Origin of the sequence: Pedobacter quisquiliarum (assembly GCF_014642175.1) — a bacterium.
In the GTDB taxonomy this organism is placed as follows: Bacteria; Bacteroidota; Bacteroidia; order Sphingobacteriales; family Sphingobacteriaceae; genus Pedobacter; species Pedobacter quisquiliarum.
Genome location: NZ_BMIL01000008.1, coordinates 35,677 through 51,516 on the forward strand (window position 1 = coordinate 35,677; position 15,840 = coordinate 51,516).

General features: G+C 46.0%; 14 protein-coding genes. 8 read left to right on the plus strand and 6 right to left on the minus strand.

All coding sequences use genetic code 11. The features are described from left to right. Nucleotides 1-26: 26 nt before the first annotated feature. Genes nadC through IEW69_RS12380 form a run of 3 tightly spaced genes read left to right on the plus strand, consistent with a single transcriptional unit; the run spans nt 27 to nt 2,358 of the window. Nucleotides 27-869, plus strand: coding sequence for a carboxylating nicotinate-nucleotide diphosphorylase (gene nadC / locus IEW69_RS12370; RefSeq protein WP_188627179.1), 843 nt, complete (start codon nt 27-29; stop codon nt 867-869). A gap of 2 nt (nt 870-871) precedes the next feature. After that, nucleotides 872-1,519: a glycerol-3-phosphate 1-O-acyltransferase PlsY gene (plsY, locus tag IEW69_RS12375; protein ID WP_188627180.1), complete on the plus strand. Its 648-nt coding sequence runs from the start codon at nt 872-874 to the stop codon at nt 1,517-1,519. 11 nt (nt 1,520-1,530) lie between these two features. After that, nucleotides 1,531-2,358, plus strand: coding sequence for a M48 family metallopeptidase (locus IEW69_RS12380; RefSeq protein WP_188627181.1), 828 nt, complete (start codon nt 1,531-1,533; stop codon nt 2,356-2,358). An 18-nt stretch (nt 2,359-2,376) separates the two neighbouring features. Here IEW69_RS12380 and IEW69_RS12385 read toward each other — a convergent pair whose 3' ends face one another. From IEW69_RS12385 to IEW69_RS12400, 4 genes are all read right to left on the minus strand, one after another. Further along, a complete protein-coding gene (locus tag IEW69_RS12385) occupies nt 2,377-3,636 on the minus strand; it encodes an anthranilate synthase component I family protein (protein WP_188627182.1) in 1,260 nt (419 codons plus the stop codon). 66 nt (nt 3,637-3,702) lie between these two features. After that, nucleotides 3,703-4,977: an adenylosuccinate synthase gene (locus IEW69_RS12390; RefSeq protein ID WP_188627183.1), complete on the minus strand. Its 1,275-nt coding sequence runs from the start codon at nt 4,975-4,977 to the stop codon at nt 3,703-3,705. A gap of 31 nt (nt 4,978-5,008) precedes the next feature. Continuing rightward, entirely contained in the window at nt 5,009-5,497 is a 489-nt protein-coding gene (locus IEW69_RS12395) for a Fur family transcriptional regulator (RefSeq protein WP_188627184.1), read from the minus strand. 60 nt (nt 5,498-5,557) lie between these two features. Then, entirely contained in the window at nt 5,558-7,765 is a 2,208-nt protein-coding gene (locus tag IEW69_RS12400) for a RelA/SpoT family protein (protein WP_188627185.1), read from the minus strand. Nucleotides 7,766-7,916: 151 nt separating this feature from the next. Here IEW69_RS12400 and IEW69_RS12405 point away from each other — a divergent pair, with 151 nt between their 5' ends. From IEW69_RS12405 to bshB1, 3 genes are read left to right on the plus strand one after another with little or no spacing between them, the layout of a single operon-like run. Continuing rightward, nucleotides 7,917-8,534, plus strand: coding sequence for a DUF4294 domain-containing protein (locus IEW69_RS12405; RefSeq protein WP_188627186.1), 618 nt, complete (start codon nt 7,917-7,919; stop codon nt 8,532-8,534). Between the two features lie 5 nt (nt 8,535-8,539). Next, nucleotides 8,540-9,037 carry a glutathione peroxidase gene (locus IEW69_RS12410; protein WP_188627187.1) on the plus strand — a complete coding sequence of 166 codons (498 nt, stop codon included), beginning with the start codon at nt 8,540-8,542 and terminating at the stop codon, nt 9,035-9,037. Between the two features lie 20 nt (nt 9,038-9,057). Next, nucleotides 9,058-9,774, plus strand: a complete 717-nt coding sequence (gene bshB1 / locus IEW69_RS12415; protein WP_188627188.1) for a bacillithiol biosynthesis deacetylase BshB1 — start codon at nt 9,058-9,060, stop codon at nt 9,772-9,774. 1 nt (nt 9,775) lies between these two features. On the opposite strand, the gene IEW69_RS12420 is transcribed toward bshB1, so the two are convergent. Next, entirely contained in the window at nt 9,776-10,186 is a 411-nt protein-coding gene (locus IEW69_RS12420; protein ID WP_188627189.1) for a hypothetical protein, read from the minus strand. Nucleotides 10,187-10,202: 16 nt separating this feature from the next. Continuing rightward, on the minus strand, nt 10,203-11,534 hold the full coding sequence (lat, locus tag IEW69_RS12425; protein ID WP_188627190.1) for an L-lysine 6-transaminase: 1,332 nt from the start codon (nt 11,532-11,534) through the stop codon (nt 10,203-10,205). Nucleotides 11,535-11,703: 169 nt separating this feature from the next. Between lat and IEW69_RS12430 the strand changes: the two genes are divergently transcribed. Both IEW69_RS12430 and IEW69_RS12435 read left to right on the plus strand, forming a co-directional pair. After that, nucleotides 11,704-12,540 (plus strand): universal stress protein, encoded by an 837-nt coding sequence (locus tag IEW69_RS12430; protein ID WP_188627191.1) that lies wholly within the window; start codon nt 11,704-11,706, stop codon nt 12,538-12,540. A 265-nt stretch (nt 12,541-12,805) separates the two neighbouring features. Further along, nucleotides 12,806-15,832 carry a glycosyltransferase family 117 protein gene (locus IEW69_RS12435; RefSeq protein WP_188627192.1) on the plus strand — a complete coding sequence of 1,009 codons (3,027 nt, stop codon included), beginning with the start codon at nt 12,806-12,808 and terminating at the stop codon, nt 15,830-15,832. Nucleotides 15,833-15,840 lie beyond the last annotated feature (8 nt).

Below are 15,840 nucleotides of genomic sequence, written 5' to 3' on the forward strand. Positions count from 1 at the left end.
GCTATTTTTGGGTAAATATTAATGTTTTGGACAACCAGCTTATAGAACTTTTCATCAAAAATGCCATTGCCGAAGATCTTGGCGATGGTGACCATACATCACTTTCTACCATTCCTGCTGATGCCGTAGGAAAAGCCAAACTCATTATAAAAGAGGATGGTATCCTTGCGGGTGTAGCGCTTGCCCTGGAGATTTTCCGCCATGTTGATGCGACCCTGAAGGTAGATGTTATGCTACAGGATGGTGCCGAAGTTAAATATGGCGATATCGCGTTTACGGTGGAAGGCAATACACATGCTATACTGCTTGCGGAGCGTTTGGTGCTTAATTGCATGCAACGCATGAGTGGTATTGCAACAAAAACCAATCGCATTGTGAAGGTGCTGGAACCATCTCATACTAAGGTGCTTGATACCCGCAAAACCACACCGGGTTTACGGTATCTGGAGAAACTGGCGGTGAAAATCGGGGGTGGAGTAAATCACCGGATTGGCCTTTACGACATGATCCTGATAAAAGATAATCATGTGGACTATGCCGGTGGTATTGCAAACGCGATCAAAGCAGCAAATGCTTATCTAAAACAGCACAATAAAGCACTGGAGATCGAGATTGAGGTGCGCAACTTCGAGGAGTTGGAAGAGGCCCTGGCAACTGGTTCGATAAATCGGATTATGCTTGATAACTTTAAACCTGAGGCTTTGAAAAAAGCGGTAGCGCGCATTGGCGGGCAGTATCAAACAGAAGCATCTGGTGGCATTGTGGAAGCAGAAATTCCTGCATACGCAGCAACCGGGGTAGATTATATTTCTATGGGCGCATTGACGCATTCCGTTAAAAGTTTAGACATGAGCTTAAAGGCGTTTTAAGAATGTTATCTATATATTCTATTTCTGCTGTAATTCTGGCCTATTTGTTTGGCTCTATACCCACGGCGGTATGGCTCGGCGGCGCCTTCTATGGTATCGATGTCCGGGAATACGGTAGCGGAAATGCAGGTGCTACAAACGTTTTTCGTGTACTTGGTAAAAAAGCCGGACTGGCGGTGATGATCATCGATATTGCCAAAGGTTATACCGCAACAAAACTCGCTTACTTCATTGGTCTTTCGGTTACGGGGCCGCATAACTCTTCGCAGTTTATCAATTATGAACTTGCACTTGGCATTACGGCCGTGATGGGCCATTTGTTCCCGATCTTTGCTGGCTTCAGGGGGGGTAAAGGGGTGGCAACACTTTTTGGAATGATTTTGGCAGTTAACTTCCCGGCAGCTATGCTTTGCGTTCTGGTCTTTACCGTTGTTCTATTGCTTACGAAATACGTTTCCCTTGGATCTATCTGTGCCGGATTTACTTTCCCGCTCAGCATTGTATTCGTATTTCATTCATCCATAAAGTCTGAAGTACTATATGGAATGTGCGTCTGCATACTGATCCTGATCACACATCAGAAGAATCTGGAACGACTGCTTAAAGGCAAAGAATCCAAAGTGTATTTGTTTAAAAGCAAAAACAACTAAATCAAACATTAATGAAAAAAATGAAACTATCAGGCCTTGCTCTTGCAGTGCTGCTGTTCGCCAATGCGTGTTCTACAGTGCCGTTAACCGGCAGAAATCGCTTGAGTTTTGTGAGTGAAACCGAGATGCAGTCTGCAGCAGCTCAAAGTTATAATGCACTGCTTAAGGATTCTAAAACAACGGTGTTGAATAATGCAGACGCAACAAGGGTGAAACGCATTGGGCAACAAATTGCTACTGCGGTAACCAAATACATGAATGCGAATGGCTATTCGGAGCAAATCAAAGGCTTCAACTGGGAATTTAATCTGATCAAAAGCGACGAGGTGAATGCCTGGTGTATGCCTGGTGGTAAAGTTGCCGTTTATACGGGCATTCTTCCGGTGACGAGAGATGATGCAGGCTTGGCAACCGTAATGGGCCATGAGATTGCGCATGCGATTGCACAACACTCTTCTGAACGCGCATCAAAAGCCGCAGTGGCTGAAGGTGTAGGTAGCCTTATTGGTGCGGCGACAGGAAATCAATCTGCAACTACACAAGCGGTGATCAACCAGGTATATGGTATCGGTGCACAGGCAGGTGTTTTGTTGCCAAACTCGAGAAAACAGGAACTTGAAGCTGATCACCTTGGATTGATCTTCATGTCGATGGCCGGATATGATCCAGCAACTGCTGTTTCCTTCTGGCAGCGTATGGCTTCTGCAAGCAATGGTTCTAAGCCACCTGAGTGGATGAGTACCCACCCTGCAGATGGTACCAGGATCGCGCAAATCCAAAAAGATTTGCCTGAAGCAAAAAAATACTTTAAGTCAACAACCGGTAAACCGGTAAAATAATAAACGATAAAGGGACCGCTACTGTGGTCCCTTTATCGTTTCTATGATTGCTGATGCCTTGAGCATGCATTCTTCATATTCTTTCTCTGGAACGCAGGCCGCGGTAATCGCACTGCCCACCTGGAAGGATAAGTAAGCTTTATCGGATGCGTAGAGCATACTTCTAATCACCACATTGAAGTCGAAATCCCCTTCCGGACTGATATAGCCCATGGCGCCAGAATAGGCACCTCTGGTACTTTCCTCATATTCTTCGATCAGTTCCATGGCGCTGACCTTTGGTGCGCCAGTCATAGATCCCATGGGGAAGGTGTTCTTTATGGCATCTATAAAATGTACATCCGGGTGAAGTTTGCAGGATATTGTGGAGATCATCTGATGCACCTGCGCAAAGCTGTAAATACCGAACTGTTCTTCTACCTTCACTGATGCCGGAGTGGCGCTTCTGGTCAGGTCATTTCGTACCAGATCTACAATCATCACATTTTCTGTTTGTTCCTTCAGGTCTGCTGCAAGCTGCGCTTTGATCACTACGTCTGTTGCAGCATCCTTGCCCCGCTTTGCCGTGCCTTTAATGGGCTGAGAGATCAGTTGTTGGCCTTTCTTCCGCAGGAAGCGCTCCGGACTGGCGCAGAGTAGATACTTGTCTTTCAGTTTAAGGTAAGCAGCGAATGGGGTTGGAGAGTTGAAGTTTAAACGTGCATAAGTTTCTGCCGGATTGATCCAGGCCTGCCTTGCAAAGAACTCCTGGCAGAACGTGATTTCATAAACATCACCCCGGCTGATGTGCTGCTTCAGCTCCTGGATTTTATGGATATAGATTTCTCTGTCCATCATCGCCTGAATATTTACTTCCGGTGACGCGCTTTGCTCATTGTTTTGAAGATTCTGCGTGTTGATTTCTTCCAGGAGATTGGCTGGACCGACTTCCACGCGAAGTACACCATTTTCTGAAACGATGAGGTATTCTGGTTGGAAAAAGCAGAGCTGCGGAAACCCGAGCTGATCGGGATTGCCGGATTGCAGGGCTTCTATTCCATTTTTCAGGTCATAGCCGAGGATACCGAACAGCCAGCCTGGATGAGCTGCGTAAAAACTTTTAAGATTTTCGAAGGCACCTTCACTGTCGCTGTATAGCATATGCGTTGCACCTGCGGCGATAAGCAGGTCGTACTTGCCGTAAGGGTCGGGGTAGCTGTTGGAGTCCAGCACACAACAGTACTCGAACTGATCTGCCCAGTGTAGTGCTTTGTGCTTGAAGTCTGCTGTTAATCGCATAAATTCCGGATTAAACAAAAAAAGGGTGGTCTGAAACCACCCTTTAAATATTTGAATTGCTAGATATTACAAAGTCAGTGTTTGCACGCGGTCTGGTCCTACAGAAAGGAACTTGACCGGTACATTCAATTCTGCTTCAAGGAATGCGATGTAGTTCGATAAAGCTGTTGGAATTTCGTCCACTTTAGTGATCTTGGTGATGTCGGTTTTCCAACCTTCAATCGCCTTTAATACTGGTGTCGGTTTGATCGAGATGATGTCGTAAGGCATGTAGTCGATGGTTTCACCATTGTACTCATAGTGCGTACAAGCGTAGATGGTGTCAAAACCATCCAGCACGTCAGCTTTCATCATGATCAATTCCGTCACGCCGTTTAGCATGATTGCATATTTCAACGCAGGAATGTCGATCCAGCCACAACGACGCGCACGGCCGGTTGTTGCGCCAAATTCATGGCCAACCTGGCGTAGAGTTTCGCCGGTTTCATCATCCAGTTCAGTAGGGAAGGGGCCGCCACCTACGCGTGTGCAGTAAGCTTTGAAAATGCCGTAAACACTACCGATTCTGTTCGGCGCAATACCAAGACCGGTACAAGCACCAGCAGTGGTGGTATTGGATGAAGTAACAAAAGGATAAGAACCGAAATCAATGTCAAGCAGGGTACCTTGTGCACCTTCTGCTAAAACAGTTTTACCTTCCTGCAGGTAGCCATTAACGAAGTGTTCGCTATCTACATGCGGGATAGATTTGATGTATTCAATAGCTTCAAAGAAAGCAGCTTCTTTCTCTGTTAGATCATATTCGAATTCATAATGCGAGAGAATCTCTTTGTGTTTTTCAACAAGCTTGTTGTAGCGGTCTTTGAAGTCTGGCAGGGTAGTATCACCAACACGTAGACCATTACGGCCGGTTTTGTCCATGTAAGTTGGACCAATACCTTTTAGTGTGGAGCCAATCTTGTCTTTACCCATTTTAGCCTCATTTGCGGCATCAAGTAATTGGTGCGTTGGCAAGATCAGGTGCGCCTTTCTGGCAATAACCAATTTTTGCTTGGCTATCGGGTCATGCCCCGCAGCTTTCAAGTTGTCTAATTCACGTTTTAGAATTATCGGATCGATTACCACACCATTACCAATCAGGTTCATGGTTTTCTCGTTGAAAATACCAGATGGAATGGTATTTAGAACGAACTTTTTGCCATCAAACTCTAAAGTGTGACCAGCGTTGGGTCCGCCTTGGAAACGAGCGATTAAATCATACTGCGGACTTAAAACATCCACAATCTTACCTTTGCCCTCATCGCCCCATTGCAGGCCCAGAAGCACGTCTACTTGCGTCATTATAAAAAATTAATGAGATTATATTTATAAATTAATTTGCATGTTGGATTTCGGTATTAACAACTGGAAGCGTTTTAGCTTTGCAGTCGAAGCATATACCGTAAAGGTTCAAAGAGTGATGTTTGATATCAAACTTTAGCAGATCACCCACCATACTTTGGATCTGGTGGATTCTCGGATCACAGAACTCAACCACTTTTCCGCAGTCAATGCAGATGATGTGGTCATGTTGGTGATAGCCGTAAGATTTTTCGAATTGAGCCATGTTCTTGCCAAACTGGTGTTTAGTCACCAGGTCGCAGGATACCAGTAATTCAAGGGTATTATAGACTGTCGCACGACTAACCCGGTATTTCTGGTTCTTCATGTGGATATACAGTGTTTCTACATCGAAATGATCATCTCTTGAATAGATTTCTTCAAGTATAGCGAAGCGTTCAGGGGTTTTTCTCAAACTCTTATTCTCTAGGTAAGCTTCGAAAATCTTTCTTACCAGCTCGCTGTTGTGGTTTGTTGACATACTTATTTAACTCCTTTCAAAGGTACCACTTTTTAGATAAAGTTTAGATTTATTGATACTTTAAGCGTCAAATCTGGTCACACCAGTAACACCTTTCACCTCCAGCAGATTTTGGATGAGCTGGTCCAGATGGTCTTTATCATTCACATAAATCATGATCGAGCCATCAAAAATCCCGTTATCTGTATCTACTGTGATCGACCGCATATTCACTTTGAAGTCGTTTGATATGACCTTTGTAATGTTATTGATCAGCCCCATGTCGTCGATGCCGATGATGTGCAATCCGGTAAGGAAGGTGAGTTCTTTCTGCTTGTTCCATTTCGCTTTCACGATACGGTAGCCGTAGTTGGCCATCAGTTGTGCCGCATTCGGACAAGTGGTCCGGTGGATCTTAATGCCATCATTGATGGTTACGAAGCCAAACACGTCATCTCCAGGGATTGGATTACAGCAAGGCGCAAGAGTATAGTCAATGCGCTGCATGTCTTCACCAATCAACAGAATGTCGGACTCAGGGCCTTTAACCTTATTGAGCAAAGCTTCAATTTGCTGATTGTCGTTACGTTCTGCGCCACGGTTCTCAATTTCCTTTTCGCTGGCAACGTAGTCTTTCAGATCCTTCAGCTCAATTTTACCTTGTGCTACGGCAATGAACAACTCCTGGGTAGAAGGCAGTTTAAAGAAGTAGCTTAGTTTGTTGAGGTTATCGGTGTTGTAAGTGATTTTAAGTGACTTAAGCTTACGCTCCAGGGTTTCCTTACCTTCTTCTGCAATCTTGCGTTTCTCTTCTTTGAGGGAGCTTTTGATCTTTGATTTCGCTTTCGCGGTAACCACGATATTCAGCCAGTCTTCTTTCGGGATCTGCTTGCTGGAGGTAATGATTTCCACCTGATCGCCATTCTGCAACTTGTAGGATAGCGGCACCAGCTTGTGGTTTACCTTTGCGCCGATACATCTGGCACCCACATCGGTGTGGATCTCAAATGCAAAGTCGAGTGCGGTAGCGCCTTGCGGCAGTTGTATTAAGGCACCCTTTGGAGTGAAAATGAAAATCTCATCAGAGAAGAGGTTCATCTTGAAATCGTCAAGGAAATCCAGCGCATTTGCTTCCGGATTGCTCAACATCTCCCGCACTTTCATGATCCACTGGTCGAGACCATTGTCTGAGCTCGATTCTTTATACTTCCAGTGTGCAGCAAAACCTTTCTCGGCGATTTCGTTCATGCGCTCGGTACGGATCTGCACTTCTACCCATTGCCCTTTAGGACCCATTACGGTCGTGTGTAATGACTCATAGCCGTTCCCTTTTGGGGAAGACACCCAATCCCGCAGACGGTCTGGATTTGGACGATAAAGGTCTGTTACAATAGAGTATGCTTTCCAACATTCTGCCTTTTCCTGTTCCGGAGCACTTTCCAGGATGATGCGAACCGCAAAGAGATCATATACCTCTTCGAAAGGTATGTTCTTCTTTTTCATCTTGTTCCAGATGGAATGGATGGATTTTGGTCGGCCGTAGATGTTTGCTTTAAGGCCTTGCTCCGTTAAGATTTCATGGATCGGCTCCACGAAGTTCTTGATGAAGAGGTTACGTTCAGCTTTCTTTTCATTCAGCTGGGTTGCAATGTATTTATAGGTATCTGGCTCCAGGTACTTCATGGAGAGGTCTTCAAGCTCAGATTTGATGGCGTAAAGTCCTAAACGGTGTGCAAGGGGTGCGTAGAGGTAGATGGTTTCCGAGGCGATTTTGAGCTGCTTTTGCCTTGGCATAAAATCCATGGTGCGCATGTTGTGCAGCCTGTCGGCAAGTTTGATCAGGATCACTCTCACATCATCCGCCAGTGTTAGCAGCATTTTACGGAAGTTTTCCGCCTGCAATGAACTGTTGTAGTCGAAAACGCCAGAGATTTTGGTCAGGCCATCTATGATCTTTGCCGTCTTTTTACCGAACTCCCTTTCGATATCTTCGAGGGTCATGTCGGTATCTTCGACCACATCGTGCAACAGCGCACAAACAATAGACGTTGTACCCAGGCCGATCTCTTCCGCAGCAATCTGCGCAACAGCGATCGGGTGGTAGATGTATGGTTCTCCGGACTTCCGGCGCATGTCTTTATGGCTTTCAAGGGCCATGTCAAACGCTTTGCGGATCTCCTTCTTGTCACCCCTTTGCATGGTTGGTTTACACGCACGCAGCAGGGCACGATATCTTTTCAAAATTTCCTGCTTCTCAGCTTCTAAATCAATCACCAACGTGTTCTTCATTTGTATTATTTTCGTAGTATCGGATTTCATTATGTATTAAACACTTATATTCGATAGATGCGTTGCTATCTGACAATCTATTAACAAATTAAAGTGCTGATGCCAAACCTAATATATTTTATTAGGTTTAACTTTGTGGGATTATAAATTTATGAAATTTTATAGGTTAATTTTTCTCCTGATTGTCATTATTGCCGGGTGGAACAACGCTTCCGCGCAGGTTACGGATGAGGTTAAGTTCCCACCGAAGGGCAAAAATGACACCATAAAAGTGGCCGGAACAAATGTGGGTGGTGAGATGATTCCATGGATACCACTACATGAAGTTGCCATCTATGGCGTCCGGATTTTCAAATCACCGGCGGAGCGTGCCGCCTACAACAGGTTACGCTATAACGTAATGAAGGTGATGCCGTATGCCTTGTTTGCGAAACGCCGCTATGAGCAGCTGGAGCGCGATATTGCGACGACCACCAACAAACGGGAGCAGAAGAAGCTGATTAAAGCCTGTGATGCGGAGATCAAGCAGATGTTTAACAAGGAGATTAAGGAGCTGACCATTACGCAGGGAAAGATTCTGACCAAACTTGTGGACCGCGAGCTTGGGCGTACTACATTTGACATCGTTAAACAAACAAAAGGCGGTTTGACCGCATTTGTATATCAATCGGTCGCACGTGTTGTGGGCCACAATTTAAAAAGCACATACGACCCTCAGGAGGATAAAGACATTGAAGCGATCATTGCATCCTCGGGTTTTTACAGATAATAAGCATGACAGAAAAGCCTCAAAGTATTCACCAGTTCAAGGTTAACCTGCTAAATGGCACCAATGTAAATTTAGATCAGTATAAAGGCAAGGTGTTGTTAATTGTGAACATCGCTTCCGCTTGTGGCTTTGTCGCACAGCTACAGGAACTGCAGGAACTGCGGGAATCTTACAAGGATCGAAACTTTGAAGTGCTGGCCTTTCCTTCGAATGATTTCGGCCGCCAGGAACCCCTGGATGGCGAAGAAATCAGCCAGTTTTGCCAGGTGAATTATGGTGTTACTTTTCCGGTATTTGAAAAGACCATGGTTCGTGGTGAACAGGCGCATCCATTGTTCAAGTTTCTGGCTGACAAAAAGCTGAATGGCGTATTAAGCTCCACACCACGCTGGAACTTCCATAAGTATTTGATCAATCAAAACGGTGAGGTGGTCGATTACTTTTATCCTTTTACCAAGCCCCTTACCTCTAAAGTTAAAAAGCAAATCCTGCGGTTAGTATAAGCAGGTGCAAGACTAAATTCATGAAATTAGATATACTCGTATTTGCTGTACATCCCGACGACGCAGAGTTAGGTTGTTCAGGAACCATATTAAAACATATTGCTGCCGGCAAGAAAGTAGGTATTGTTGACCTTACGCGTGGCGAACTAGGTACCCGTGGTACTGCGGAAACCCGTGATGTTGAAGCAAAAGATTCCGCAAGCATCCTTGGCCTGCATGTCCGGGAGAACCTTGGTATCCGGGATGGCTTTTTCCAGAATGATGAAGCGCATCAATTGAAGGTGGTTCAGATGATTCGGAAGTATCAACCGGAGATTATACTCAGCAATGCCCTTAGGGATCGTCATCCTGATCACGGCCGCGCCAGTGATCTGGTCCATGATTCCATCTTCCTTTCTGGCCTGCTTAAAATTAAAACGACTTTAGACGGCCTGGAGCAGGAACCCTGGAGACCACGGTTAAACCTGAATTACATTCAGGACATGTACATTGAGCCAGACATCATTGTAGACATCACCCCTTTTATCGACGGAAAGATTGCTTCTATCAAGGCGTTTAAGACGCAGTTTTACAACCCGGATCATCATGAAGCGGAGACTTATATCTCGTCACCTGAGTTTTTCGAGTCTGTACTTGCACGAGCAAGGGAGTTCGGAAAATCTATTGGAGCAACTTTCGGGGAAGGATTCACGTCCAGAAAGCTGCTTGGTGTAGATAACCTGTTTGATTTGAAGTAGGTCAGGGCTGCAGGTTCGGGTTCCTTGTTAAGCTTACGTTTCCCATGGCACTTTTTTCATAAAGCATCACCCAGGATTCGTTGAATTCTGGCAGGAAGTTATGTTTACCTCCGGTGACTGTTGTGGGCACCTTCGTGCCTTCCATGAAAAAGTACACCTTCGTGTTTCCGCCTTTGTGGTGGGGCTTGAAGTTGCCATAGGTCACCATGTCTGTAGACAGCGTGTCTTTCATGGTTACGGCAAACACGTATTGAATAGGGCCGGTATTGTTATCATTTCGGTACCGGGCCACCTCTTTGAAGCCGCTTTTCAGGTCTTCAACGCCCGGTTGAGTAAAGGTGCCCTTGATCATCCAGCCGACCAATGCCAAGACCAGGAAACCAATTATGATGTTCATTTTTTTGTTCTTCATGTGTGTTCTTTTAGGATTACAGGTCTCCAAGGATCTGCTGCATGGCCTCCATACCTTCGTCTATTTGGCCTTTTTCTATGTGTAAGGCTGGTCGAAAGCGGATGCTCTGTTTTCCACAACCCAGAAACATCACATGGTGTTTCAATCCATCTTGAATAAACTTGTCGCGCATTTGTGTATTGGGCAGATCGAAAGCGCATAGTAGACCCTTTCCGCGTACATTACTGACCTTTTCAAAGCTGTCTGAAAAACCTTCCAGCTGCGACAATAGATATTTTCCCACTGCCGCAGCGTTGTCTACAAGCTGATCTTCTTCAATGATCTGCAGGACCTGTGTGCTGCGGACCATATCCACAAGGTTTCCACCCCAGGTAGAGTTGATCCTGGAGGAGGTGTTGAAGACATTATGTTCTACTTCATCCACCTTGTTTCCGGCAAGGATGCCGCATACCTGCATCTTTTTACCAAATACGAGAATGTCAGGCCTTGCTGCTTCAGCGTAATGCTGATGGCACCAGAACTTGCCGGTAAGGCCAACACCGGTTTGCACTTCGTCATAAATTAAAAAGGCTTCATGCTCATCTGCTAATTTTCGGAGTTCAATCAGGAAGTCTTCTCGCAGGTGATTATCGCCTCCTTCAGCTTGTATGGGTTCTACAATGATAGCGCATATATCGTCCTTGTGCTCGAAAAATGCCGCCTTAATTTGTCGTATGGACTGTTGTTCCGTTTCAACGGCTGTATTAAGGTTGTCGCCACTTAGGGGATAGCGCATGGTGGGTACCGTAACCCGCGGCCAGTCGAACTTGGCAAACCATTTCGTTTTTTCGACGGAGGTGTTGGTGAGGCTTAGGGTATAGCCACTTCGGCCGTGAAAGGCCCGCTCAAAGTGGAGCACCTTGGACCCTTTTTCCTTTTTGTATCCCTTTGCGAAGTTCTTTTGTACTTTCCAGTCCATAGCCACCTTTAGTGCATTTTCAACGGCAAGGGATCCACCCGCAATAAAGAAGGCATGAGGGAGGTAGTCTGGTATGCCCACACGGGAGAAGGTGGTTAGAAACTGTGCGTATTCCTGCGTATATACGTCTGAATTGGATGGGTTGGTAAGTGCCGCATTCAGCAGGCTTCTTTTAAACGCATCATCATTCAGCATTTTTGGATGATTATACCCCAGCGGAACGGAGGCAAAGCAGGTGAAGAAATCAAGAAGTTTTCGGTGGTGTTTGGAATCGTAGATGTAACATCCTTGACTTTTCTCCATATCGAAGGTTAGATCCAGGCCATCTGCCAGAATATGTTTACCTAAAGTTTCTGCTACTTGCTGCGGGTTAATCGATAATTCGTACATAGGCAAAAAGGGGGTTTTCTCAAATGTAACGAAAAGGGTGGGGGTATACAACCTTTAAGATTGTGACCAAAATCACGTTTTCTGATGTTAATCAGCACGATAGCACTCAACAGAATTGCCGACCTTTAACTACCAGCTTAAGGGTTTTAAGCTTAAAATAGATCAGCGTATGGAAACTTTATTGATAACGACGGACCTGTCGGAAAATTCGAAGGCAGCAGTGCAATTTGCTTTGCAACTTGCAGCGCAAGGCGGGTATAAACTTGTTTTTCTCCATGTGACGGAGCTATTAAAGCCTGTAAAGTGGAGTGAGGAATTCTATAAGAATTTCGAACAGCAGGAGCTTGACGGCTTGAAGCGGCAGCTTATGGCTTTTGTGATGGAAGTTTCTGCGGGCACAGGAAGTACGGTGATCAATCCGGAATACGTGGTTCATAATAGTTCTTCTGTTGCCGCCAATGTGGTGCATTATGCTACGCAGCATCAGATATCGTATATCTGTTTGTCTCGAAAAGGCGGAGGTAACAGTCTGAAGCTTTTTGGCTCCATCACCGCGACCTTACTGGAGAAATCTTCAGTTCCTGTGATTGCTGTTCCAGAAGATTATGTTTCTGGCGCAGTTGAAACCATCTGCTATGCCTCGGATCTGGAACATATCGCGGCAGAATTGCAACAGGTTGGACACCTAGCAGACACGCTAAAAGCTCGGGTCTCATTGCTCCATTTTAGCAGTCCGGTAACTGGTGAAGATGCAGTAAATAAGATTGCTGTAGCGAAAGAGCAGTTAAGCTCCGTGCCGGTTGATGTCCATGTGGAGCCTATGGATTTTGAAGTCGCCTTATCCGATAGGCTGGCGCGATCCGTGGAAAACCTGAAGCCAGACCTGCTGGTGATGTTTACCCGGCAAAACAGAAGCTTCTTTGAACGCATTTTCTTGTCCAGCATTTCTGCAGAATTTGCCGCGGAAGCAAGGTTGCCGTTGCTGGTTTTTAGGAAGCAACAATAAGGGTTCATTTAGAAGGAGTTATATGGGTCTTTGATTGGGTAAATCCTCCCTGCACATATGATAAGTGGGTTTTTATGAATAGACTCGTCATTGTAGGCGGTTAGGAGCTTATGTAAGGCTCGGGTAGGCGCCATTTTTCTTGCGCCTGAAGGTGCCGGTATTGCCGCTAAATTGTTAATTAATGTTAAAGCTTTTGTGAGCCGATTTCTTGTAGGTAATTTGACTACTCGAAACACTTATATACTTACAGGCAAATTCTTTGGCAATGGCATATTCCCGGATTAATAACGGTACTGGTTGGTTTTGTTTTATTGTCGCATTGATTACATACACGCTTACGCTGGAGCCGAGTGTGAGCTACTGGGACACGGGTGAATTCATTGCTGCTGCACATAAGATGCAGATTGTGCATCAGCCTGGTGCGCCGTTATTTCTGATGGTGGAGAAGTTCTTCTCTTTACTTGCCATGGGGGATGTAACCCGCGTAGCGTACTTCATGAACCTGGGTTCGGCGATTGCGAGTGCATTTACCATTCTTTTCCTGTTCTGGACGATTACCGCATTGGCTAAAAAGCTACTTGCTTTACAGCAGCAGGAACCTGAGGGCACACAATTATTGGCGATCATGGGGGCGGGACTTGTTGGCGCACTGGCATACACCTTTTCAGACAGCTTCTGGTTTTCTGCGGTAGAGGCCGAAGTGTATGCGCTGTCATCCTTGTTCACGGCCATTGTATTCTGGGCCATGCTGAAGTGGGAAGCCGTAGCCGATGATCCGGCATCTGACCGCTGGCTTTTGTTCATTGCTTACATGATGGGCTTGTCGATCGGCATACACCTGCTTAATCTGCTCACCATTCCGGCACTGGCGATGGTTTACTACTTTCGGAAAACCGCCCAGCCAAGCCGCTCCGGTATGTTTAAAGCCTTGTTTGCAGGCATACTGGTACTTGCTGTCATTCAATATGGCATTATTCAATACCTCGTTGCGATAGGTGCATACTTCGACCTTTTCTTTGTGAATACCATGGGCACCGGTTTTGGAACTGGTGTAATCATCTACGCCATTTTGCTGATCGCAGGCTTCACCTTTGGCATCCGCTACGCAATCAAAAACCGTAAGCGCTTTCTGCACCTTGGACTCTTGTCTTCAGTGCTGCTGATCTTCGGCTACTGCTCTTTTGCAATGATTGTTATCCGTGCGCAGGCGAATCCCAACCTGAACAATAACGATCCGGATAATGCCTTTTCATTTCTCGGCTACTTAAATCGGGAGCAGTATGGCGACCGGCCTTTGCTGTTCGGGCCAAACTATGACTCGCAGATCATTGAAGTGGAGGAAGCCGGACCACTCTACCGGAAAGGGGAGCACAGCTATGAAATCGCTGGCAAGAAGATGGAGTATGTCTATGATCGAACAACTTTACTCCCGCGCATGCACGGCGATCGTGGTGGTCATCCGGACTTCTACAAAGAATGGATGCGCTTTGATGATGGTCATTCACCAACGGTGATTGATAACATTGGCTTCCTTTTAAGCTACCAGGTTGGGCACATGTACTTCCGGTATCTTCTCTGGAACTTTGTGGGAAGGCAGAACGATACGCAAGGCTTCGGCAGTTATTTCGACGGCAACTGGCTGAGTGGCGTAAAGCCACTTGATGGCCTTCGACTTGGAAATCAAGACCACTTGCCTCCTTCCATCACAGAAAATAATGGGTACAACCGCTTCTATTTTCTGCCCTTTATACTCGGCCTTGTCGGGATGGTATGGCATTTTAAGCGCAACCGCCGGGATGCTGGGATCGTGGCGCTGATGTTCTTTTTCACCGGCATTGCAATCGTGCTTTATTTGAATCAAACACCATTGGAGCCCAGGGAGCGGGATTATGCTTTCACGGGATCCTTTTATGCCTACACGATTTGGATTGGACTGAGTGTGCTCGCCATCCAGCAATGGCTCTCTAAACACCTGCAGCCGAAGTTGGCTTTGTCTGCGGCGCTAACCTTGTCCTTGCTGGCTGCGCCAGTGTTGATGGCGGCGGCGGGCTGGGATGATCATGACCGCTCTGATCGTATGCTTACCCATGATCTTTCGAGGAATTACCTGGAATCTTTAGCGCCAAATGCCATCCTGTTCACCTACGGTGACAATGATACCTATCCGCTATGGTACATTCAGGAAGTGGAAAACGTGAGGCCGGATGTGCGTCTGGTGAATTTGAGTCTCTTTGACGCAGAATGGTATATTAATGGTATGAAGCGCCCCCAAAATGCTTCGGCGCCATTGCCGATTACCATGAAGGAGGAGCAATATGCGAAAGGCACACGCGACGTCATGTATTATCAGGACTTTAAAATTGACGGACATGTAGAATTAAAGTCGATTATGGAACTACTGCTCTCGGACAATCCGGAGGATAAAGTAGAAATGCAGGACGGCAGAAGGGAAAACTTCCTGCCGACAAAGCATTTTCAGCTCCCGGTAAATAAGGCAAATGCGATGCGCAACCAGGTTGTTGAACCGCAGGATTCGACCAAGGTAGCGGATGCACTGCGTTGGACTTACAATAAGAACTTCGTTACGAAGGGTACCCTGGCAATGTTCGATATTCTGGTGCACAACAACTGGGAGCGACCAATATATTTCACTGCCGGCATGCCGCCGGAGCAATTTAACGGACTTAATGACTACCTATATTATGAAGGGCTCGTACTGAAACTGAAGCCGCTGAAAGCAGATACAGCCAGACAAGGGGGATTAACCAGCCCGGGGGCTTTATACAGAAATCTGAATGATAAGTTCGTTTGGGGTAATCTGAAGCACACTGGATACATTGATACAGAATCACGGCGTCAGTTGTCAAACATGACGAACATGTTCAACAGTGGCATTGGCGGGTTGATTGCAGAAGGCAAGACTGATAAAGCCAAAGCTTTGGTTCGCAAATATTTCGAGGTGATGCCGGAGGGTATTCAAAGCATGTACACTGCTGCGGGAAAATCGATGCTTGCTGAACATCTGTACGCGCTAAAAGACAATAAAGGCGCAGCCGACTTAATCAAGCAGGCTGCCGATTATATCGAGCGGGAGATGATTTACGTCGCTGATGTATCAACGAGCAAAAACAGTTTCTTAGGTGGTCAGGATGTGCAGTTGGCTTTTTCATTATGGAATCAGATGATTCAGGCTGCACGTGCGAATGGTGATGCAGCGCTTGCAGACGCCCTCGACCAAAGATACAAAGGTCTGGAAGAACGTTTCGCTGCGTTCTTCGCTGCACCACAATAGTTTTAGAT

What these genes read in the sequence shown, in the direction of transcription:
- plsY (WP_188627180.1), top strand. Translation starts at nt 872, where the DNA reads ATGTTATCTATATATTCTATTTCTGCTGTAATTCTGGCCTATTTGTTT.
- IEW69_RS12380 (WP_188627181.1), top strand. Translation starts at nt 1,531, where the DNA reads ATGAAAAAAATGAAACTATCAGGCCTTGCTCTTGCAGTGCTGCTGTTC.
- IEW69_RS12385 (WP_188627182.1), bottom strand. Translation starts at nt 3,636, where the DNA reads ATGCGATTAACAGCAGACTTCAAGCACAAAGCACTACACTGGGCAGAT.
- IEW69_RS12390 (WP_188627183.1), bottom strand. Translation starts at nt 4,977, where the DNA reads ATGACGCAAGTAGACGTGCTTCTGGGCCTGCAATGGGGCGATGAGGGC.
- IEW69_RS12395 (WP_188627184.1), bottom strand. Translation starts at nt 5,497, where the DNA reads ATGTCAACAAACCACAACAGCGAGCTGGTAAGAAAGATTTTCGAAGCT.
- IEW69_RS12400 (WP_188627185.1), bottom strand. Translation starts at nt 7,765, where the DNA reads ATGAAGAACACGTTGGTGATTGATTTAGAAGCTGAGAAGCAGGAAATT.
- IEW69_RS12405 (WP_188627186.1), top strand. Translation starts at nt 7,917, where the DNA reads ATGAAATTTTATAGGTTAATTTTTCTCCTGATTGTCATTATTGCCGGG.
- IEW69_RS12410 (WP_188627187.1), top strand. Translation starts at nt 8,540, where the DNA reads ATGACAGAAAAGCCTCAAAGTATTCACCAGTTCAAGGTTAACCTGCTA.
- bshB1 (WP_188627188.1), top strand. Translation starts at nt 9,058, where the DNA reads ATGAAATTAGATATACTCGTATTTGCTGTACATCCCGACGACGCAGAG.
- IEW69_RS12420 (WP_188627189.1), bottom strand. Translation starts at nt 10,186, where the DNA reads ATGAAGAACAAAAAAATGAACATCATAATTGGTTTCCTGGTCTTGGCA.
- lat (WP_188627190.1), bottom strand. Translation starts at nt 11,534, where the DNA reads ATGTACGAATTATCGATTAACCCGCAGCAAGTAGCAGAAACTTTAGGT.
- IEW69_RS12430 (WP_188627191.1), top strand. Translation starts at nt 11,704, where the DNA reads ATGGAAACTTTATTGATAACGACGGACCTGTCGGAAAATTCGAAGGCA.
- IEW69_RS12435 (WP_188627192.1), top strand. Translation starts at nt 12,806, where the DNA reads ATGGCATATTCCCGGATTAATAACGGTACTGGTTGGTTTTGTTTTATT.